The 21,086-nt window shown below is 72.3% G+C and carries 15 protein-coding genes; 7 read left to right on the top strand and 8 right to left on the bottom strand.

All coding sequences use genetic code 11. The annotated features are described in order from the left end of the window. The first annotated feature begins 336 nt into the window (after positions 1-336). The 4 genes from WMF24_RS28995 (at position 337) to WMF24_RS28980 (ending at position 6,059) form a co-directional block, all read left to right on the top strand. A complete protein-coding gene (locus tag WMF24_RS28995; RefSeq protein ID WP_437730653.1) occupies positions 337-1,704 on the top strand; it encodes an efflux RND transporter periplasmic adaptor subunit in 1,368 nt (455 codons plus the stop codon). Next, entirely contained in the window at positions 1,701-4,934 is a 3,234-nt protein-coding gene (locus WMF24_RS28990) for an efflux RND transporter permease subunit (RefSeq protein ID WP_437730652.1), read from the top strand. The genes WMF24_RS28995 and WMF24_RS28990 overlap by 4 nt, the downstream gene beginning before the upstream one ends. A 235-nt stretch (positions 4,935-5,169) precedes the next feature. Continuing rightward, positions 5,170-5,466, top strand: coding sequence for a DUF6922 domain-containing protein (locus WMF24_RS28985; protein WP_437730651.1), 297 nt, complete (start codon positions 5,170-5,172; stop codon positions 5,464-5,466). Next, positions 5,412-6,059 carry a nucleotidyl transferase AbiEii/AbiGii toxin family protein gene (locus WMF24_RS28980; protein WP_437730650.1) on the top strand — a complete coding sequence of 216 codons (648 nt, stop codon included), beginning with the start codon at positions 5,412-5,414 and terminating at the stop codon, positions 6,057-6,059. Before WMF24_RS28985 ends, WMF24_RS28980 begins: the two co-directional genes overlap by 55 nt. Positions 6,060-6,533: 474 nt before the next feature. Here WMF24_RS28980 and WMF24_RS28975 read toward each other — a convergent pair whose 3' ends face one another. Continuing rightward, the gene (locus tag WMF24_RS28975) at positions 6,534-6,683 is read right to left on the bottom strand and encodes a hypothetical protein (RefSeq protein ID WP_437730649.1); all 150 of its coding nucleotides are present in this window, start codon (positions 6,681-6,683) and stop codon (positions 6,534-6,536) included. 60 nt (positions 6,684-6,743) lie between these two features. On the opposite strand from WMF24_RS28975, the gene WMF24_RS28970 reads away from it, so the two are divergent. Then, positions 6,744-8,558 carry an acyl-CoA dehydrogenase gene (locus WMF24_RS28970; RefSeq protein WP_437730648.1) on the top strand — a complete coding sequence of 605 codons (1,815 nt, stop codon included), beginning with the start codon at positions 6,744-6,746 and terminating at the stop codon, positions 8,556-8,558. 247 nt (positions 8,559-8,805) lie between these two features. Further along, entirely contained in the window at positions 8,806-9,492 is a 687-nt protein-coding gene (gene ribA, locus WMF24_RS28965; RefSeq protein WP_437730647.1) for a GTP cyclohydrolase II, read from the top strand. 74 nt (positions 9,493-9,566) lie between these two features. Here the strand turns inward: ribA and WMF24_RS28960 are convergent, their stop codons facing one another. The 7 genes from WMF24_RS28960 to glmU form a co-directional block, all read right to left on the bottom strand. Continuing rightward, positions 9,567-9,920, bottom strand: a complete 354-nt coding sequence (locus tag WMF24_RS28960) for a Na+/H+ antiporter subunit G (protein ID WP_437730646.1) — start codon at positions 9,918-9,920, stop codon at positions 9,567-9,569. After that, complete coding sequence (locus WMF24_RS28955) at positions 9,917-10,195, bottom strand: K+/H+ antiporter subunit F (RefSeq protein WP_437730645.1); 279 nt, start codon at positions 10,193-10,195, stop codon at positions 9,917-9,919. The genes WMF24_RS28960 and WMF24_RS28955 overlap by 4 nt, the downstream gene beginning before the upstream one ends. Beyond that, positions 10,192-10,689, bottom strand: coding sequence for a Na+/H+ antiporter subunit E (locus tag WMF24_RS28950; protein ID WP_437730644.1), 498 nt, complete (start codon positions 10,687-10,689; stop codon positions 10,192-10,194). The genes WMF24_RS28955 and WMF24_RS28950 overlap by 4 nt, the downstream gene beginning before the upstream one ends. Next, a complete protein-coding gene (locus tag WMF24_RS28945) occupies positions 10,686-12,344 on the bottom strand; it encodes a monovalent cation/H+ antiporter subunit D (protein ID WP_437730643.1) in 1,659 nt (552 codons plus the stop codon). Before WMF24_RS28945 ends, WMF24_RS28950 begins: the two co-directional genes overlap by 4 nt. Then, positions 12,341-12,685 carry a Na+/H+ antiporter subunit C gene (locus WMF24_RS28940; RefSeq protein WP_437730642.1) on the bottom strand — a complete coding sequence of 115 codons (345 nt, stop codon included), beginning with the start codon at positions 12,683-12,685 and terminating at the stop codon, positions 12,341-12,343. The genes WMF24_RS28945 and WMF24_RS28940 overlap by 4 nt, the downstream gene beginning before the upstream one ends. Beyond that, on the bottom strand, positions 12,686-15,601 hold the full coding sequence (locus tag WMF24_RS28935) for a monovalent cation/H+ antiporter subunit A (RefSeq protein ID WP_437730641.1): 2,916 nt from the start codon (positions 15,599-15,601) through the stop codon (positions 12,686-12,688). A gap of 111 nt (positions 15,602-15,712) precedes the next feature. After that, positions 15,713-17,137: a bifunctional UDP-N-acetylglucosamine diphosphorylase/glucosamine-1-phosphate N-acetyltransferase GlmU gene (gene glmU, locus WMF24_RS28930; protein WP_437730640.1), complete on the bottom strand. Its 1,425-nt coding sequence runs from the start codon at positions 17,135-17,137 to the stop codon at positions 15,713-15,715. Between the two features lie 164 nt (positions 17,138-17,301). Here glmU and WMF24_RS28925 point away from each other — a divergent pair, with 164 nt between their 5' ends. Next, positions 17,302-21,081 (top strand): hypothetical protein, encoded by a 3,780-nt coding sequence (locus WMF24_RS28925; protein WP_437730639.1) that lies wholly within the window; start codon positions 17,302-17,304, stop codon positions 21,079-21,081. Positions 21,082-21,086: the final 5 nt, after the last annotated feature.

Genomic DNA, 21,086 nt, shown 5'->3' with positions numbered 1-21,086 from the left:
CATTTCCAGCTCCCGCGCTGCCCGGCTCCACGGTGTCGCCCGAGGCGAAGGCGCTCGCCAGCGCGCTCGCCGCCGCGCCGCCGCGCGCCGCGCCAAGGCCGCCCGCGACGCGGCGAAACCCGAGAACGCGCCCGCGAAGATCCCCGAGAGCCCTCTGCTCGGCTGAAGCGCGGCGCCCCTCCGAGGCGGCGTCCCTCCGAGGTGGCGCCCCGCCGAGGCGGCGCCCCTCCGAGGCGGCGCGCCCCTCCGTAGCGCGGCTGTGGCCCGCGTGACGCCGCCCGCCACCCCCGCGAAGCACGCGCGCTCGTCCGGAAGTTGCGCTAAGCCTCGAACTCGATGGCGCTCCAACCGATCCGCGTCGCCGCGCTCGCCCTCGTGGCGGCGCTCCTCGTCCTTGGATCTCCGGCCTGCAAGAAGGGCGAGGAGGCCTCTCCCGAGCAGGGGCGGAGACCCGGGGGGAAGCAGGGGATGAGCTTCCCCGTCGAGGTCGTGACCGTCGCGGCCGAGCGCGTCGAGTACGCCATCCCCGCCGTCGGCACGGTCGAGGCGTTCGAGCAGGTGCAGCTCACCGCGCGCGTCGCCGGCGTCGTCGAGGCCGTGCGGTTCATGGAAGGCGACGAGGTCAAGGCGGGGCAGGTGCTCGTCGAGATCGATCCGGCCCGGTACAACCTCGCCGTCCGCGCGGCCCGCGCGACGCTCGACAGGATGAACGCCACGCAGGCCGAGGCCGCGTCCGGGCTCGAGCGGCGCGAGGCCGAGGGCGCCGAGGGGGTGTTCAGCAAGGAGGACATCGCGTCGTGGCGCTCGCGGGCGGCGACCACCGCCGCGCAGGTCGCCGAGGCGAAGGTCGCCGTCGACCAGGCGCTCCTGAACCTGCGCGACGCGTACGTGCGCGCGCCCATCGAGGGGAAGATCCAGACGCGCACCGTGCAGACCGGCCAGCACGTGGCGGTCGGCACCGTGCTCGCGACGCTCCTGCGCCGCGATCCGCTCCTGCTCCGCTTCCAGCTCCCCGCCGCCGACGCCCCGCGCGTCCGCCCCGGCATGGAGGCGCGCTTCCAGGTGAAGGGCGACGCGCGCACCTACAGCGCGAAGCTGACGCACGTCGCCGACGCGGCCGACCCCGCGACGCGCATGGTCGCCGCGACCGGCGAGGTGCAGGGCGAGGGCAAGGAGCTGCTCCGCCCCGGCACGTTCACCGAGGTGACCGTGCCCGTCGGCGCGAGCGGCGACGCGCCCGTCATCCCGCTCACCGCGGTGCGGCCGAGCGAGCGCGGGTTCCTCGCCTACGTCGTCGACGGCACCACCGCGCGCGAGCGCGTGCTCTCGCTGGGGCTGCGCACGCCGGACGGGCGCGTCGAGGTCAAGGCGGGGCTCTCCGCGGGCGAGCGCCTGGTCGTGCGCGGCGCGGAGGCGCTGCGCGAGGGGGCGCAGGTCCGCATTGCGCCGCCCGGGAGCGCGCCCGGAGGCCAGCCCGCGGGGCACGCCGGGGAAGGCGCCGGCGCGCCGCCGCCGACAGCGCCCGCCGGCTCGGCGCCGGCGACGCCGGCCGGCTCGGCGCCGACGGCGCCCGCCGGCGCGCCGGCCCCCACGCCGCTCGCCGGCTCGGCGCCGACGACGCCCGCGGGCGCGCCGGCCCCAACGCCGCCCGCCGGCTCGACGCCGACCACCTCTCCCGCCAGCTCGACGCGGAGCGCGCCATGAGCCTCACCGAAGCGTGCCTCAGGAAGCCGGTCTTCGCCTGGATGCTCATGGCGGCGACCATCGTCTTCGGCCTCGTGGCCGTGTCGCGGATCGGCATCAGCCAGTTCCCCGACGTCGACTTCCCCACCATCACCATCTCCGCCACGCTCGAGGGCGCCGCCCCCGAGATCATGGAGCACGACGTCGTCGAGCCGCTCGAGGAGGCGGCCGTGCAGGTCGAGGGCATCCGGTCGATCACGTCGACGTCGCGCCAGGGCAGCGCGTCGGTCACCATCGAGCTCGACCTGTCGCGCGACGTCGACGTCGCGCTCCAGGACGTGCAGACGAAGATCTCCCAGGCGCAGCGGAACCTGCCGCTCGACCTCGACCCGCCCGTCGTCTCCAAGACGAACCCGGAGGACCAGCCGATCATGTGGGTCGGGCTGTCCGGCCCGTTCTCGCCCCAGCTCATCGCCGACATCGCGCGCTACCGGCTGAAGGAGAAGCTCCAGACGGTGCCCGGCGTCGGCGAGCTGACCCTCGGCGGCTACCTCGAGCGCAACGTCCGCATCTGGATCGACGCCGACCGCCTCGCCTCGAAGGGGCTCACCGTCGCCGATGTGACCGAGGCCCTGCGCCGGCAGCACATCGAGCTCCCCGCCGGCCGCCTCGAGACCGAGGGGCGCGAGGTGAACGTGCGCGTCCTGGGGGAGGCGCTCGACCTCGAGACCTTCCGGAAGATCGTCGTCCGCAAGGGCGACGCCGGCGGCGCCGCGCAGAACGGCGCGGCGGCCCCGGGCGCCGCGCAGCCGGGCGCGGCGGCGGCCGGCCAGGCGGGCGCGGCGGGCCCGCCGTCGTCGGCGCGCGCCACCGTGTACCTGGAGGACGTCGCCCTCATCGAGGACGGCTTCGAGGACGTGCGCCGGCTCGCCCGCGTGAACGGCCAGCCAGCGCAGGGCCTCGGCGTGAGGAAGCAGCGCGGCTCGAACGCGGTCGAGGTCGCCAAGGGTGTCCGGGCCGCGCTCGCCGAGGTCCAGAAGACGCTGCCCGAGGGGATGGAGGTCGGGGTGAACTTCGACTCGACGAAGTTCATCGAGGAGTCGGTGCACGAGATCGAGCTCGAGCTCGGCATGGCCATCGTGCTCACGGCCCTCGTCTGCTGGATGTTCCTCGGGTCGCTCTCGAGCACGCTCAACGTGGTCCTTGCGATCCCGATGTCGCTGCTCGGCACGGTCGCGGCGATCTACTTCCTCGGGTTCACGCTGAACACCTTCACGCTGCTCGGGCTCTCGCTCGCCGTGGGCATCGTCGTCGACGACGCGATCATGGTGCTCGAGAACATCTACCGGCACGCCGAGGGGGGCAAGGACCGCGTCCGGGCCGCCCGCGAGGGCACCGCCGAGATCACCTTCGCGGCGCTCGCCGCGACGCTCGCGGTCGTCGCGATCTTCATCCCGATCATCTTCATGGAGGGGGTGGTCGGCCGGTTCTTCCTCCAGTTCGGCGTGACCCTGTGCATCGCCGTGCTCCTCTCGTACCTGGAGGCGATCACCCTCGCGCCCGCGCGCTGCGCGCAGATCCTCGACGTCTCGCGCGAGGGCAGGAGCCGCGTCGGGCAGATCGTCGACCGCGGCTTCGAGCGGCTCGCCCGCGCCTACGGCTGGACGCTCGCGCGCGCGCTCCGGTTCCCGCTCGTCGTCGTGCTGCTCGGCGCGCTGCTGTTCGCCGGCGCGGTCGCCATCATGCAGCGGCTGCCGACCGAGTTCGTCCCGTCGCAGGACCAGGGGCGGCTGCTCGTCCGGCTGCAGACGGCGGTCGGATCGGACATCGACGAGACGGATCGGCTCTTCCGGCGCGCCGAGACGTTCGTGGGCGAGCACCCGGCGGTGGAGCGGGTCTTCGCCGTCGTCGGCGGCTTCGGCGGGGGCGCGGTGAACACGGGCGTCCTGTTCATCACCATGAAGTCGACGGACGAGCGGACGATGACGCAGGCCGAGCTCCAGGGCGCGCTCCGCAAGGAGCTGAACGGCTACCCCGGGCTGCGCGCCGTGGTGCAGGACCTGTCGCAGTCGGGCTTCACGGCGCAGCGCGGGTTCCCTGTCGAGTTCTCGGTCCGCGGCCCGGACTGGGGGGAGCTCACGAAGCACAGCGAGCGCATCCGGGCCGAGCTCGCCCAGAGCGGGCTCGTCGTGGACCTCGACACGGACTACCAGCTCGGCATGCCCGAGCTGCGCATCGCGCCCGACCGGGCGCGCGCGGCGGACCTCGGCGTGAGCGTGGAGGCGATCGCGACGACGCTGAACACGCTCGTCGGCGGCGGGCGCATCGCCAAGTTCAACGACAACGGGCGCCGCATCGACGTGCGCGCGCGCCTGCTCGCGGAGCAGCGGAGCCGGCCGGAGGACCTCGCGCGCATCCAGGTGAGGAGCGCGTCGGGGGCGCTGGTCCCGCTGACGTCGGTCGTGAGCTACGAGGAGCTCCCGGCGCTGCAGGCGATCACGCGCCGCGACCGCGAGCGCGCGATCTCGATCTTCGGCAACGTCGCGCCGGGGCACTCGCAGGGCGAGGCGGTCGCGCGCGTCGAGGAGCTCGGGCGCGACCTGCCGCCCGGCTACCGCCTCGTGCTCGGCGGCGCGAGCGTGACGTTCCGCGAGTCGATGGGCGGGCTCATCTTCGCGCTCGTGCTCGGGATCCTCGTCGCGTACATGGTCCTGGCGTCCCAGTTCAACTCGTTCCTCCACCCGGTCACGGTGCTGACGATCCTCCCGCTGTCGATCGCCGGCGCCGCCTTCGCGCTGCTCCTGTCCGGGCACACGCTGAACATCTTCAGCATGATCGGGATCCTGCTGCTCATGGGGATCGTGAAGAAGAACTCGATCATCCTGGTGGATCACGCGATCGAGGTGCGCGGCGGGCACGGCAAGGGGGAGGGGGAGGTGATGGACGCCCGCGCCGCGATGCTCCGCGCCGGGCCAGTGCGGCTGCGCCCGATCCTGATGACGTCGACGGCGACGCTGATGGCCGCGGTCCCCGCGGCGCTGGCGCTCGGCCCCGGCGCCGAGATCCGGGCCCCGATGGCCGCGGCGGTCATCGGCGGCCTCATCGTCTCGACGGCGCTCAGCCTGCTCGTCGTGCCGGCGTTCTACGTGCTGGCCGACGACGTGCAGGGGCGCGTCGCGCGGCTCCGGGCGAGGCGCGCCCAGCGCCGCGCGCCCGCCGGGCCGGCGCACCCGGCGGCGCCCGAGGGGTAGAGGCGGTCGTTGAATTCACGGCCAGCACAGAGCGCGGACACCCGCGAGGAGGGTGGCGAGTTACGGAGCGTTCCTGCGAGCATGTGGCGAGGCGGCGGCAGCCGGCGACGCCGTGGCGGTCATGGCTCTGCCCGGGAAGGAGTACGAAGATGATCCACCAGCAGCCCGCCCGAGAGCCGAGCGGCATGGGCTTCCTCGGAGAGCTCCAGGCGCGGTAGACTCGGGCATGGCGAGGGTGCCGGAGAAGTTCCGCTGGGTTTTCTGGGACGTCGACGCCAAGGCGCTCGATACCGCGACGGACCGGGACTACATCATCCCGCGAGTGCTCGAGTTCGGCCGGCTGGAGGAGGTGCGCTGGCTCGTCGGGACGTACGGAATGAACGGGATTCACCGGTTTTTGCGGGACGTCGGGCACCCTGAATTGAGTGGGCGGACGCTCGGGTTCTGGCGGGCGGTGCTGAAGGCGGAGGGTGAGGCGTGGGCAAGTTCACCGGCTTGGCGAAGGAGCAGCGCCGCGCCCTGGATCGACTGAAGAGCGTCTCGGGGATCGAGCGGTTCTACCTGGCCGGGGGGACGGCGGTTGCAGTGCATCTGCGCCACCGTCGGTCGCTGGATCTCGACTTGTTCAGCATGTCCGCGGACATCGATCTGATGATGCTGGCCCAGGCGGTTCGGGTTGTGGTGCCCGATCTGCAGGTGATCAGCATGACCGATGCGGCGTTGCGGATACGGGTGGGCGATGTCCCGGTGGATATCGTGAGGTATCCTCACAGGCTGCTCGAAGCGCCAGAGCCCGGGCCAGAAGCTTTTCCCGTCGCAGGGGTGCGGGACCTGGCCGCGATGAAGCTTGCCGCGATCGCGCGACGTGGGTTGCGTCGCGATTTCTGGGACCTCTACGCGCTCGCCGAGGAGAGGCTGCCGCTGCGGGACGCCGCGGCAGCGTATGTGGCGAAGTTCGGGGTGTCGGAAGCGGATATGTACCACGTGCTGCGATCGCTGACCTATTTCGAGGACGCGGAGAAGGACCCCGTGTACCCGCGAGGATTGACCTCGACGCGGTGGGAGCGGATGAAGAGGTTCTTTTTGGAAGAAGCGCCCGAGTTGCTGATGGATGAGAGGAAATAGCGATGGTGGTCAGCGAATTGACTTCCTGACGACGAGCTCCACCTCGGCCGACGATGGCGCGCGGCCGGCTGACGACGAGCTCCCGCTCGGATGACGATGGCTCGCGGTCGGCTGACGACGAGCTCCACCTCGGATGACGATGGCGCGCGGCCGGCTGACGACGAGCTCCCCCTCGGATGACGATGGGTCCCCGGCGGCTGACGACGGCTCGCGGCCGGCTGACGACGAGCTCCCCTCGGGTGACGATAGCTCGCGGCCGGATGACGACGACCCCCGGCCGGATGACGACGACCCCCGGCCGGATGACGATGACCCCCGGCCGGATGACGATGACCCCCGGCCGGATGACGATGACCCCCGGCCGGATGACGATGACCCCCCGGCCGGCTGACGACGCCCTTCGCCGTGATGCCGGCGCCTTCGCCCGCCGCGCCGTCGCGATCCCGCGGCGCGGCCCAGCCCCCGCTCGCCGGATCACGGCCGCGACAGGCCCTCGACATCCCGCTCCACCGGCGCCTGGAGCAACCAACGGGTTGAACGCGCCTGAAACGAGCAGAGCTTCGAACCGCCAAGACGCCAAGACATTGTCTTCTTCTTGGCGTCCTTGGCGTCTTGGCGGTTCATTTCTCGCTCGCTCGACGTGGTCGTTGTTCTAGCGTTGCGCCACCACCGGCGAGACCCACCATGACCGCCCCCCAGAACCCGCTACTCAACGATCGCGACGTCGACTTCCTCCTCTACGAGGTGCTCGACGCGCCGCGCCTCTGCGCGCTCCCGTATTTCGCCGACCACGCGCGCGAGACGTTCGACCTCTACCTCCAGAGCTGCCGGCGGTTCGCGCGCGAGGTGCTGTTCCCGACCTACAGGCCGGTCGACGCGTCGCCGCCCCGCTTCGAGCAGGGCGGCGTCACGGTGCACCCGGCGCTCAAGCAGGTCCTCCGGCCGATGGTCGACCTCGGGGTGCTCACCGCGCCGCGGCCCGCCGCCGTGGGCGGCCAGCAGCTCCCGCTCGTCGTCGCGACGCTCGCGGGCGCGTACCTGATGGCGGCCAACCTGAGCGCGTGCGGCTACCTCGGCCTGACGACGGGCGCGGCGCACCTCATCGAGACGTTCGGCGACGACACCCTGAAGGCCACGTTCATGACGCGGCTGTACGCCGGCGAGTGGACCGGGACGATGGCGCTCACCGAGCCGCAGGCGGGTTCGAGCCTCGCCGACGTGCAGGCGCGCGCCGCGACGACCGCGGCGGGGCACTACCTCGTCCGCGGGTCGAAGATCTTCATCTCGGGCGGGGACCACGACCTCACCGAGAACATCGTCCACCTCACGCTCGCGCGCATCGAGGGCGCGCCCCCCGGGATCAAGGGGGTGAGCCTGTTCGCCGTGCCCAAGCGGCGGCCCGAGCGGTGGCCCGACGGCGGCCGGCTCGTGCCGAACGACGTCGAGGTCGCCGGCATGATCCACAAGATCGGCTGGCGCGGGCTCCCGAGCCTGGCGATGAGCTTCGGCGAGAAGGGCGACTGCCACGGCTACCTCGTGGGCAAGCCCCACCAGGGCATCGCGGCCATGTTCCAGATGATGAACGAGGCCCGCATCATGGTGGGCGCCAACGCCGCGGCGACCGCCTCCGTGGCCTACCAGGAGGCGCTCGGCTACGCGCTCGTCCGGCCGCAGGGGCGGCGGCTCGGCGCGAGGGACCCGGAGGCGCCGCAGGTGCCCATCGTCGAGCACGCCGACGTGCGCCGCATGCTGCTCCGGCAGAAGGCGATCGTGGAGGGCAGCCTCGCGCTCGTCGCCACGACCGCCCTGCTCGCCGACCTCGCGGCCCACGCGGCGGACGCGGAGGAGCGGGAGCGCGCGCAGCGGCTCCTCGACCTGCTCACCCCGATCACGAAGACGTTCCCGGCCGAGAAGGGGTTCGAGTCGAACGCCCTCGCGCTCCAGGTCCACGGCGGCTACGGCTACTCCAGCGAGTACCTGCCGGAGGCGTGGCTCCGGGACCAGAAGCTCAACACCATCCACGAGGGGACGACCGGGATCCAGGGCCTCGACCTGCTCGGCCGCAAGGCCGTGGCCGGGGGCGGCGCCGCGCTCATGGCGCTCGGCGCCGAGATCCAGCGGGCCATCGGCCGCGCGCAGCGCGCCGGGGTCGAGCCGGCGTGGGGCGAGCGCCTCGGCGCGGCGATGGCGCTCGTCGGCGACGTGACGGCGCACCTCGCCGAGGCGGGGATGCGCGGCGACGTGGAGCGGATGCTGCGGCACAGCGCGGACTACCTGGAGCTCGCCTCGACGGTCGTGGTCGCCTGGCAGTGGCTCGCGATGGCCGCGGCGGCCCGGGAAGGGCTGGCCGCGGGCGCGTCGCCCGCCGTCTTCTACGAGGGCAAGCTCTGCGCGGCGCAGTACTGGTTCTCGACCGAGCTGCCCCGGGTCGAGGCGCTCGCGGCGCTCTGCCGCTCGGGCGAGGACTCGTACGCGAGGATGCGGCCGGAGTGGTTCTGACGGGCGCGCGCCCGCTCGCCACGGACGCGCAGGACCTCGGTCAGGCCGCCGCCGGCGCTGCGCAGGTGTTCCAGGTATGTCCGAGGAGCAACAACTTGGAGAGCTTACCTTGTCCCTGCCGGGTGCTTACGCTACTTGATTGACGCCGCCTTCAGGGGCGGCCGGACATGGCAGGGGTAGCGGGCAGGCATGACGCAGCGCTCCTTGCTTGACACGAGACCCAGGATTCCTCCACCAGGAGAGCGAGATGTACGTCCCGACGACGGCGATCCGGCCTCAGCTCGATATTCGCGCCCAGGCGCCCGTGCCGACGAAGCACGGCGTCTTCCAGATGTTGGTGTTCCACTGGGGTGGGGCGCCGAGCTCCGACCAGGGGCTCTCGCCCGACAACGTCGCCCTGATCATGGGCGACGTGCGGGGCAAGTCGGACGTCACCCTCCGCGTGCACTCGGAGTGCCTCACGAGCGAGGTGTTCGGCTCGCTGAAGTGCGACTGCCGCGAGCAGCTCGAGGCCGCCCAGGCCGAGATAGGCCGCCGCGGGCTCGGCGTCGTCCTCTACCTGCGGCAGGAGGGGCGCGGCATCGGGCTCGCCAACAAGATCCGCGCCTACCAGCTCCAGGCCTTCGGCCACGACACCGTCGACGCCAACCGCATCCTCGGCCTGCCCGACGACGCGCGCGGCTACGAGCCCGCCGCGGCGATGATCGACCACCTCGGCATCGAGTCGATCCGCCTGCTCACGAACAACCCGGACAAGGTGGAGGCGCTCCGCGCGCTCGGCGTGCGCATCTCCTCGCGCTCGCCGGCCATCGTCCCGGCGAACCCGTTCTCCGCGCCCTACCTCGAGGCGAAGCGCCTCCGGATGGGCCACGCCATCCCGTCGCTGCGCGACGGCGCGGCCGCCGAGAGCGCCGCGCCCAGCGACGCCGAGTAGGCGGGCGGCCCGGGGGGCGCGCTCCGTCGACGCCGAGCCCCGCGGGGCGGCGCGCACCGCCGCGACGCTGGAGCTCAGGCGTCGCGGCGCAGCGTGAGCGGAGGCGGCGTGTCGGCCGCCCCCGCGTTGCGGCGGCGGAAGAGCGCCACGCGCGCCAGGAGCAGCGTGGTCACGGGGACCGTGATCGAGAGCATGATGATGATGAGCCACGGGTGCAGCACGGGCCGGCCCTCGATCATCGAGAAGTAGAGGATGCTCGCCAGCGTCACGCACCAGCTGCCGAAGGTGTACGCCAGCGCAGGGGGGTGCATGCGCAGGAAGAAGTCCTGCAGGCGCAGGAACCCGAACGCGGAGATGACCACGAACAGGCCGCTCAGCACGAGCAGCGCAGCGACCGCCGCCTCGACCCAGAGGGGGAGCTGGCTCATTCGATCACCTCCCCCCGCAGGATGAACTTCGCCATCGCGGACGAGCTGACGAAGCTGAACAGCGCGATCAAGAGCGCGCCCTCGAAGTACGTGTCGCTCCGGTGACGGATACCGAGCACCATCATGACCAGCATCGCGTGGAAGTAGAGCAGATCGAGCGCGAACACGCGATCCTGGGCCCGCGGCCCCCGGACCAGCCTGATGACCACGAGGACCGACGCGACGGCGTAGCAGCCGAGCGCGAAGGCGATTGCGCCAGACAGGAGCGGGCTCATTCGAAGATCTCCCTGAGAGGCTCCTCGTAGCGAGCCTTGAAGCGGGCGACGAAGGCGCCTTCGTCACCGACGTCCCACACGTGCAGCAAGAGCGCGCTGCGGTCGAGCGCGAGCTCCGACCACACGGTGCCCGGAACCACGGTCGTCACCATGGATAACGCGGCGAGCCCGAGGGGGTCGCGCAGATCGAGGGGCACGATCACGAACTTCGACCGGGGGCGCCGCCATTGCCACGCGACGACGCCCCAGGCGACCTCGAAGTTCGAGATCAAGACGTCGTGGCCGACCCTCAGGATGAAGCGCACGACGACGAGCGGCCGCCGCACCCGGACGTTCGTCAGCCGCAGGGTCGAGGTGAGGAGCGGCACCGCCAGCGCGAGCCCGAGCCCCACGACGACGTGGCCGACGCTCGTGGAGCGCGCGAGCACCAGCCACAGCGCGAACAGCGCGGCGGAGAGCAGCGGCGCAGGCACGATCTTCTCGAGGAAGGTCACGGCGCCCCCTCCGCTTCGATCACGGGACGCGTCGGTCCCGGACGAGGCTTCATCGACAGGACGGCCTCGATGTACCCCTCCGGCGCGTGAAGCCCCGCGGCCGTCGCGCTCGTCGTGCGCAGGACCGGCTCGGCGTACAGCGTGAGCAGGACGCAGCAGAGCGTGAGGCCGAGGACGGAGGCGACCTCGGCGGCCTTCAAGCGGGGCGGGAGCCGCCCACCCGCCGACCAGAAGTGTCGAATGCCCGCCCTCGCGAGGGAGATGGTGGCCGCGAGCCCCGAGAGGAGCAGCAGCCCGAAGAGGATCCACGCGGCGGACGGGATGGGCGCGCTGGCGGTCGCGTCGCCGTCGCCTCGGGCCGAAAGGAGGGCCGTCAGCAACGAGGCCTTCGCGACGAACCCCGAGAGCGGCGGCAGGCCTGCGACGAGCAGCGCGCAGACCATGAACGCCAGGCCGAGCAACGCGATGGACACCGGAAACGCTCGGGCGACGAGCGGCGCCTCCTCGTCGTCGAGGTTCGTGTCCTCGCCCGGCTCCACGTCGAGGTCCGGCTCCCGCCGCTGTCCGTCGGAGCCGATGCGCTCCACCAGCTCGACCAGGAGAAAGAGGGCGCTCACCGCCAGCGTGGCGCTCAGCATGTAGAACAGCGCCGCCGACGTCACCGCGGGGGTCCCCGTCCCGAGCGCCGCGAGGAGCGTCCCCGACGACACGATCACCGAGAAGCCCGCGATGCGCCCGAGGGACGTGGAGGCCATGAGGCCGATCGCGCCGAAGGCGAGGGTCGCGAGCCCCGCGTAGAGGAGGACCGTCCCCCCGAACTGCGCTGAAGCGCCCGCGGAGAAGAACAGCGTCCACAGGCGCAGGAGCGCGTAGAAGCCCACCTTGGTCATCAGCGCGAAGAGCGCCGCGACTGGCGCGCTCGTGGCCGAGTAGGCCGGCACCAGCCAGGCGTTGAGGGGCCAGATCGCCGCCTTGATGAGGAACGCCACGGCGAGGACCGCCGCGCCTGCGTGCAGGAGCCCGCGATCGCGCGCCGGGACGAGCGCGAGCTTCTCGGCGATGTCGGCCATGGACAGCGTGCCCATGACGCCGTAGAGCACCGCGAGGCCGACGAGGAAGAGCGACGACGCGAGCAGGTTCACCGCGATGTAGTGGAGCCCCGAGCGCACCCGCGGCCACCCCGATCCATGGAGGTGCAGGCCATACGACGCCGCGAGCATCACCTCGAAGAACACGAAGAGGTTGAAGAGGTCTCCCGTGAGGAAGGCGCCGTTGAGCCCCATCAACTGAACCTGGAAGAGCGCGTGGAAGTACGCGCCCGCGCGGCCCCACGCGGCCTCCGCGTACAGGGCGGCGCAGAGGCTCACCACGCCGACCAGCACCAGCATGATCGCGGAGAGCCGGTCCGCGACGAGCACGATCCCGAAGGGCGCCTCCCAGTTCGACATGAGATACACGTGAGCGGCGCCGGACGCGCCGCCGGCGTCGGCGCCGCGCAGGATCTCCAGCGCCACGAGGAGGCCCCCGAGGGCCGCGCCGATGTTGGCGATCGACTTGGCGCGCTTGCGCTTCACGCCGAGCAGGAGCAACAGGGCCGCCGTCATCAGCGGCAGCACGACGGGCGCGACGATGAGGTGCGGGAAGCGCTCGATCATGGCTCCTCCCGCGTTCCATCCACGTGGTCGGTGCCGCTGAAGCCGCGCGAGGCGAGGAGCACGACGAGGAAGAGCGCCGTGGTCGCGAAGCCGATGACGATGGCCGTGAGCACGAGGGACTGCGGCATCGGATCCGTGTAGTGCTGGAGATCGGCCGGCACGCCAGGCCGCACGAGCGGGGGCTTGTCGATGAAGATGCTCCCCATGCTGAAGATGAAGAGGTTCACGGCATAAGAGAGCAACGTGAGCCCCATGATCACCTGGAAGGTCCGCGGGCGCAGCACGAGCCAGACCCCGGATCCGCCGAGCACACCGATGACGAGCGCGAGCAGGGCTTCCATCTAGCTGGTCCCCTTGCTCGTCGACGACGCCGGGCTCTGCGCCGGGCGCCTGTGGGCGCGCAGCGACTGGTGAGCGAGCGCCGTGAGGGTGAGGAGCGTCGCCCCGACGACGACCGCGAACACGCCGAGGTCGAAGAAGGTGGCGCTCGGCAGGTGTACCTCGCCGACCAGCGGCAGCCTGGCGTGCGCGGTGTGCGTCGTGAGGAAGGGATAGCCGACGGCGAGCGCGCCGAGGCCCGTCATCGCCCCGAGCAGCAGCCCGACGGCGATCCAGCGCGCCGGGAGGAGGCGCGCGCGCGCCTCCAGCCAGAGCGCCCCCGAGACCATGTACTGCATGAGCATCGCGATCGCGATGACGAGGCCGGCCACGAAGCCGCCGCCTGGCTCGTTGTGTCCACGAAGGAGGAAGTGCGCCGCGACGAGGACGGAGACCGGCAGGATCAGGCGCGCGATGATCGCCGGCACCATCATGTAGCCGCGCGCGGCGTCCTCGGCCGTGCGCGGCTTCACGAGGTCGGTGACGACATCGGCCGGAAAAGCGCGCTGTTGCTGGGGTTGCTCGATGCTCTCCGGCGGTGGCCGGAAGCGGCGCAGGAGGGCGTAGACCGTGAGCGCGACCGCGCCGAGGACCGTGATCTCACCGAGCGTGTCGAAGGCGCGAAAGTCGACGAGCATGACGTTGACGACGTTGGCGCCTCCTCCCTCCGGCAGCGCGCGGCTGAGGAAGAACGGTGAGATGCTGTGCGGCGCCGGCCGGGTGAGCATGGCATAGGAGAGCGCGGCGAGGCCGCTGCCGGCGCCGATCGCGAGCAGCAGATCGCGCGCGCGCCGCACCCTGTCGCGGGCCGTGGCCGGGCTCGAGATCCCCTGGATGCGCATCGGCAGCCAGCGCAGCCCGAGCAGCAGCAGGATGGTGGTGACGACCTCCACGACGATCTGCGTGAGGGCGAGGTCGGGCGCCGAGAACCACATGAACGTCACGCAGGTGACGAGGCCCGCGCCGCCCATCAAGGTGATCGCGATGAGCCTGTGGAACTTGGCCATCACGGCGGCGCCGACCGCGCAGACCGCGCCGATGACCCACAGGAGCACGAACGCAGGCGACGCCGGGAGCCGGTCCCGGTCGCCCCACTCGAGCGGGACGCCGCGCGCCGCGAGGAGCGCGAGCAGGAGCGCGACCGCGATGATCGCGAACATCTGTGTCTGGAGCCGCCGTGTTCCGACGAGCCGGAGCGCCCTCCGCGAGAGGCGCGTGAGCCCGACGAGCGCGCTCTCGAACAGCCGCCTTGCGTTGAGCCGTTCGACGAGGGGCGCGTCGTGGAGTCGCCCCTGCTCCTGGTGCTTGCGCAACCAGAGATACCCGATGACGCCGCCCGAGATGGCGATGAGGCTCATGACGAAGGGCGGGTTGAAGCCGTGCCACACGGCGAGGCTGTAGTCGGGGAGCGTCCCGCCGACCACGGGGCGGGCCGCCGCCGCGAGCGATGACCCGATGGACATCGCCGGCGCGACGCCGACGATGAGGCAGCTGAGCACCAGGAGCTCCATCGGCGTCCGCATCCACCGCGGGGCCTCTTCCGGCTGGCGAGGGAGATCGGTCGACGGCGGGCCGAAGAAGATGTCGTAGCCGAAGCGCAGCGAGTACACGACCGCGAAGATCGCCGCGATCGTCGCCAGCGCCGGGAGCCCCACCTCGACCGAGGGGTGCGCGGTCAAGAACACCGTCTCGGCGAAGAACATCTCCTTCGACAGGAAGCCGTTGAGCAGCGGCACGCCGGCCATCGCGCCGCTCGCCACGAGCGCCAGCGCGCCGGTGCGGGGCATGGCGCGGATCAGGCCGTTCAAGCGACGGATGTCGCGCGTCCCGGTCTCGTGGTCGACGACGCCGGCGGCCATGAACAGCGAGGCCTTGAACGTCGCGTGGTTCATGATGTGGAACACGCCGGCGACGGCGGCGAGGGAGCTGTTGAGCCCGAAGAGGAGCGTGATGAGGCCGAGGTGGCTGACGGTCGAATAGGCCAGCACGCGCTTCAGATCGTTCTGGAACATCGCGATGTACGCGCCGAGCAGGAGCGTCGTCATGCCCGCGCCGCTGACGATCCAGAACCACAGCTCGGTCCCCGAGAGCACCGGCCAGAGCCGCGCGAGCAGGAACACGCCCGCCTTCACCATGGTCGCCGAGTGCAGGTAAGCGGACACCGGCGTTGGCGCGGCCATGGCCCGCGGCAGCCAGAAGTGAAACGGGAATTGAGCGCTCTTGGTGAGCGCACCGAGCAAGATGAGGACGAGCGCGACCGGGTAAAGCGGGTGCGCCCGCACGCGGTCGCCCGAGGCGAGGGCCACGTCGAGCTCGTAGCTGCCGACGATGTGGCCGAGGAGGATCACGCCCCCGAGGAGCGCGAGGCCGCCCGCGCCGGTCACGGTGAGCGCCATGCGCGCGCCCCGCTGCGCGTCCACCCGATGATGCCAGTAGCCGATGAGCAGGAATGAAACGAGGCTCGTGAGCTCCCAGAAGACGACGAGCTGAACGAGGTTGCCCGAGACCACGACGCCCAGCATCGCGCCCATGAACGCGAGGAAGAACGCGTACAGGCGCGCCACCGGGTCCTCGGGGGACATGTAGTAGCGCGCGTACAGACAGACGAGGGCGCCGATGACGGTGATGAGCACGGCGAACATCCACGCGAACCCGTCGATCCGGAGGACCAGATCGAGGCCGAGCGAAGGCACCCACGAGATCGTCTCGCGGATCACGCCCCCGTCGCGCACCCGCGGGAACAGGCTGATGACCCAGGCCGCCGCGCCGGCCGACACGAGCCCTGCGCAAGCCGCGAGCTCGGACCGCGCCCGCGTCGGCAGGACCGCGGTGAGGACGCTTCCGAGAAATGGCAAGAGGAGCAGGGCGACCACGGGCATGGCGCGCGAGTGTACTTGCTGACCGCCCCGGGTCAGCCAGGGATATCCCGCGGCCCTCGAGATGCCGCGCGATCTCGCCGGCCTGGGCCGGAGATCGCGCGCAGAGGCCCGCTACTTCTTCGCCGTACCCTTCAGCCTCGCCTTGAGCTTCGCGGCGTAGCCTTCCTTGTTCTCCTGCTTCACCCGGCCGATCGCGAGCGCGTCCTCCGGCACGTCGCGGGTCACTGTCGTGCCCGTCGCCACGTAGGCGCCCGCGCCGATCTTCACCGGGGCGACGATCTGCGAGTCGCTGCCGATGAAGGCCCCGGGGCCGATCTCGGTCCGGTGCTTCCGGAAGCCGTCGTAGTTGCAGAAGATCGTGCCGGCGCCGACGTTCGCGCCCTCGCCGATGTCGCCGTCGCCGAGGTAGGCGAGGTGGTTCGCCTTCGCGCCCTTGCGGACCACCGTCTTCTTCGTCTCGACGAAGTTGCCGATGTGCGCGTCGGCCTCGATCTGGCTCTCCGGGCGGAGGTGCGAGAACGGCCCGATCTGCGCGCCGGCGCCGATCGACGACTGCGAGGCGACCGTGTACGGCTTCACCGAGGCGCCCGCCTCGACGACCACGTCCGTGAGCACCGAGCCCACGTCGACGCGCGCGCCCGCGCCGACGCGCGTCCGGCCCCGCAGCACGACGGCGTGCTCGATCACGGCGTCCGGCTCGACGACGACGCCGGCGTCGACGCGGGCGCTCGTCCTGATGGTGACGCCGCTCCGGCGCAGCCCGTCGGCGATGCGGCCGTAGAGCACCTCCTCGGCCGCGGCGAGCTGCGCGCGGTCGTTGATGCCGACGAGCGAGCCGACGTCCCTGGCCACGACCGCGGCGACGCCGCCGGCCTTCGCCGCCTGCGCGACGATGTCGGTCAGGTAGAGCTCGCCCTGCGCGTTGTCGGTCGTGAGCCCCGCGAGCGCGCGCCCGAGGAAGGCGCTGCGGGCGAGGTACACGCCGGGGTTCACCTCGGTGATCGCCCGCTCCTCGGCGCTCGCGTCCTTGTGCTCGCGGATGCCGATCGCGCGGCCCGCGCCGTCGCGCAGGATCCTGCCGTAGCCCGTGGGGTCGGCGACGCGCGCGGTGAGCATCGCCATCGGCGCGTCGGGCGCGCCGTCGAGCGCCTCGCGGAGCTGCGTGAGCTGCCACGGATCGAGCAGCGGCGTGTCGCCGCACAGGATCAGGACCGCCTCGGTGCTCGCCGCGATCTGCGGCATGGCGCAGCGCACCGCGTCGCCGGTGCCGCGCTGCTCGGGCTGGAGCGCTGTGCGGACGGCCTTCCCCTGGGCGCCGAACGCCCTGTCGAGGGTCGCGGTGACCTCGTCGCGGCCGTGGCCGACGACGACAATGACGTCCGAGGCGCCCGCGGCGATGGCCGCGTCGACGACGTAGTGGACCATCGGCCGGCCGCAGAGCTCGTGGAGCACCTTGGGCCGGGCGCTCTTCATGCGCGTACCCTGGCCGGCGGCGAGAACGACAGCGGTGAACGGGGCTTGTTGGGCGGTCGCCATCGCCCCGCAGCCTACCACCGTCAGGCCCGCGGCCGTCCCCGCCGCCGTGCAGTGAACATGGAGAATGTGCGCCACGCCATGGTCCCGCCCACCCGGGGGCGCGAAGCACCTACGCACCTGGAGCGGAATCGTCTACCTTGGAGGTGTCCTGGGGAGGTTTCGTCATGCGCAGGCGAACGCTGCGTTTCTCGGCCGCGGGGGTGTTTCGGCTGGCGGCGCTCGCCGCGGCCGGGGCGGTGGCGGCCTCGTGTCATGAGCCGCTCGACACGCGGCGGGTGGCGCCCCCCAAGGCGACGCTCGGCGACGACGTCTTCGGCGTGCTCTGCGACCGCGTGGGCGCGTCGAGCCTGCACGAGGACCACACGGGCGCCTCGTATCAGCGCGTCTGCCACCACGACAGCGAGGGGCGCTACGAGGACAGGGTCGACGTGGCGCTGCTGCCGCCCGTGTCCGGCGAGAAGGCGGAGCGGGCGCGCCGGCTCGGCGTGGCCAAGGTCGAGACGATGGCGCGGTGGCGCGGCGACCTCGTGCGCGCGGTCAACGCCGCGGTGCCGGACGTCGAGATCGACAACGTCGCGGCGGGGGAGGGGGGCGGGAAGATCCGGCTGCACGACGCGGTCCTGAGCCTGTCGCAGACGATCACGCCGCTCTACGAGACGAACCCGTTCGAGCCGAGCCCGGACGCTGAAGCGGTCCTGCCGGCGTCGACGCGGGGGATGGGGCGGCTCGCCGAGGCGTTCGCTGGCAGCGAGGAGGCCTCGGGCAAGCTCGCGCAGATCGGGGAGCGGAAGGGGTACCGGCCGGCGGGCGTGGCGCTCGGCGCGGCGCGCGCGGCGCTCGAGTACCCGGGGCTCCGCGCGATGACGCGGGCGTCGCTCGACGTCCTCGGGCCCGGCGGGGCGGGCGAGGCGGCGCTCCAGGCGCTCCTCGCCGCCGGAAAGGGCGAGCTGCTCGCGCTGGAGCCGACGACCTCCCGCGAGGAGCCGCTCGAGATCGACGAGGCCAGCGCGCAGCCGAGCCGGCCGCGCACCCTGGCGGAGCTCGCGGGCGCCGTCGCGCTCGCGGAGCACCCGCGGTTCGCCGCGCGCGACGCGGCGCCGCCGCGCTACATCGCGCGCCGCGATCGGCGCGGGGTCGCGCTGCCCGCGGGCGAGGGCGTCCCGGCGCCGTTCGCCGACGAGGACGGCGACGGCCTCGCCGACGTCGACGCGTTCGGCCGCTTCGTCGATGCGTCCGGCGCTTCGTTATCCCTCGACACACCGTTCTGGGTCCCCGGCGTCGCCCCGTCGCAGGAGCCCGACCGATTCGGTCGGCCGTCGCCCGAGCGCTACGCGTACATCGACACCTCCCGCACGCTCGCCGCCGCGGCGCTGCGCTCGATCGTGCCGCTCGTCGACGCGACGCGCTACGCGGGCGACGGCGACCCCGAGCCGTGGAGGACCGAGCACGAGGGGCTCATGTACGCCCTCGCCGGCTCGTACCTGCTCTACGGCGACCGCGAGGAGGCCCGGTACGATTTCCGGCGCGACAAGGTGCTGCCGCCGGACGCGACCTGCGACGGCTGCCTCGGCTACCGCCGCTTCCGCGGGGAGGACTCGCCGCTCGCCGACCTGGCGCACGCCGTCGGCCAGGTGCTCGCGGACAGGGACTCGGACGCCCTGCTCGTCACGCTGATCGATCTGCTCGAGAACCACGAGGCGGAGCTCGCCCGGATGACCGGCGCTGCGCTGCGCATCCGCGACGTCGCCCGCGAGCACGACCGGCTGGCCGCCGAGGGCAAGGAGCCTGTCGCGCAGATCGCGGGCGGTGCGCCGCTCGGGGACGAGCTGGCCGCGGTGCTCGACAGGGCCGTCGAGCAGCCGGGGCTCGTGGCGCGCCTGCTCGAGGCGCTCGCGAGCGACGCGCTCCTCGCCCAGCACGGCGGCGCGCGCCACGCGGGGGAGGCCGTCGCGGCGATGCTCACGACCCGCGACCTGTACGCGTACAACCCGAGCGACCTGAACGGCCCGGCCATCAACCTCACCGTCGGGGCGCCGTCGACGGCCGACCCGCGGACCCCTGTCGATCCGACGAAGCCGAGGGCCGGCGACAACCGCTCGAACATGGAGCGGCTGATGCACCTCATGCACGACACCGCCGGCGTCCGGCAGTGCAACAAGGAGGGCGCCGTCGTGACCGTCTTCGGCCTGACGGTGCCCTTCGTCGAGTACGCCGAGTGCGAGCTGTTCCAGATCGACAACCTGGCGGCCTTCTACCTGGACTCGCTGCTCCCCGAGGGGCACCCGAAGCGGGCCGAGCTCGCGGTGAAGCCCTCGGCCCTCGCGCTCGTCGTGACCGACGCGATCCTCGAGTCGGCGAGCGGCATCACCGGCCTGACGGGCCACCCGACGCCGGCCGCGCTGAGCCGGCTCATCTACTTCGGCGCGGACTCGGAGCGGTACCCGGGCCTGCTCGACCTCGATCCGCTGCGGGACCTGGCGAACGAGACGACGAACCAGTTCATCTCGGGGTCGCTCGAGCCGGCCGGCACGATCCATTGCCCGAAGAACGCGCTCGGCGTGAACGAGTGCAGCACCCCGGAGAACCTGATCCGGGTGCGCCACCCGGGGACGACCTTCCTCATCGAGCGGCTCGGGCTCGGCGCGTACCTGAGCCCCATCGTGGAGGCGTTCGCCGAGGTCGGCCCGGACGATACCGGCGAGGAGATCCTGATCGATCTCTTCAGCACGGCGTACCGGCACTGGCCGGGCAAGGATCACGGGCCGGAGTGCATCAAGGCGGGCTCGCCGGCGACGAACACGGCGTACTGCTCCGAGGCGGGGGCCAACACGTACGAGCCGCTCCTCGCCGACGCGCTCCGGGCCGAGGATGTGCTCGCGTCGTCGGTCGCGTTCGCGAAGATGGCGATCGACCCGGCCGCCCCGGTGACGGTGCAGCGCGGCCCGCGGGCCGGCCAGGCCTGGACGAAGGCGCAGGCGATCGAGAAGCTCGCGCGGGTCCTCTTCAGCACCCGCCACGCGGCCGGCGTGGGCATGGTCGACCGGTGGGGGAAGAAGACGGCCACGTGGGCCGACGGCCGGACGCAGGAGCAGCTCACCGCCTTCACCCTGCTCGCCGACGCCCTGAACCGCGTCGACGCCCGCTTCGAGGAGAGCAGCGCGCCGGACGCCGCGGTGCGAAAGGCGCAGTGGGAGCGCGCCACGGGCGAGCTCGTCGACGCGCTGCTCGCCGTCGAGGGGTCGGGGCCGGAGGCGCGGTTCAAGAACCGCGCGCTCCCGCAGATGGGCGCCGTGGCGCTGCGCGCGCTCCGCGAGCAGCTGAACGCGCGGTGCCCGGATCGGGAGACGACCGGGCGGTGCGCCTGGGCGCAGAAGGAGCTCGGCGCCAAGGTGGTCGACCTGGTGAGCCACCCGCTCTTCGCGGCCCTCGCCGACGTCATGGAGTCGATCCGCGCCCACGAGCCGGCGCGGCGGGAGGTAGAGCGGTTCCTCACCGCGATGCTCGACGGGGACGGCGACGCGTTCCACGCGCTGCTCGCGACGGTGGTGGACGGGGCGCAGCTCCTCGCCAGCGACGACGTGCTCGCGCCGCTCCTCCGGACGGCGGCCGTGGCGCTGAGCCCCGCCGGGGACGAAGGTGGCCCGGGCGCGGCCGACGCCGGGCTCAAGGCGCTCAAGGCGCTCCACGACGACCGGTACGACCGGTACCACGCGATGGACCACGTGCTCCCGGCGCTCGTGACGCCCATGGCGGACGGGCGCGCGCCGATCCAGGTGTTCGTGGAGGCGATCGCCGACGTGAACCGCGTCGACGCGGAGAGCGCCGAGCCGCTCTCGGCGGAGGACTACCGGCAGGTGTTCCTCTCGGCGCGGGACTTCCTGCTCGATGAGACGCGCGGGCTCGAGCAGATCTACGCCATCCTCACGAAGCGGCCCCGCGAGTGAGCCCC

Origin of the sequence: Sorangium sp. So ce1335 (assembly GCF_051521615.1) — a bacterium.
Lineage (GTDB): Bacteria > Myxococcota_A > Polyangia > Polyangiales > Polyangiaceae > Sorangium.
The sequence above is the reverse complement of the archived record's forward strand: the minus strand, read 5'-3'. Positions and strand labels throughout refer to the sequence as shown.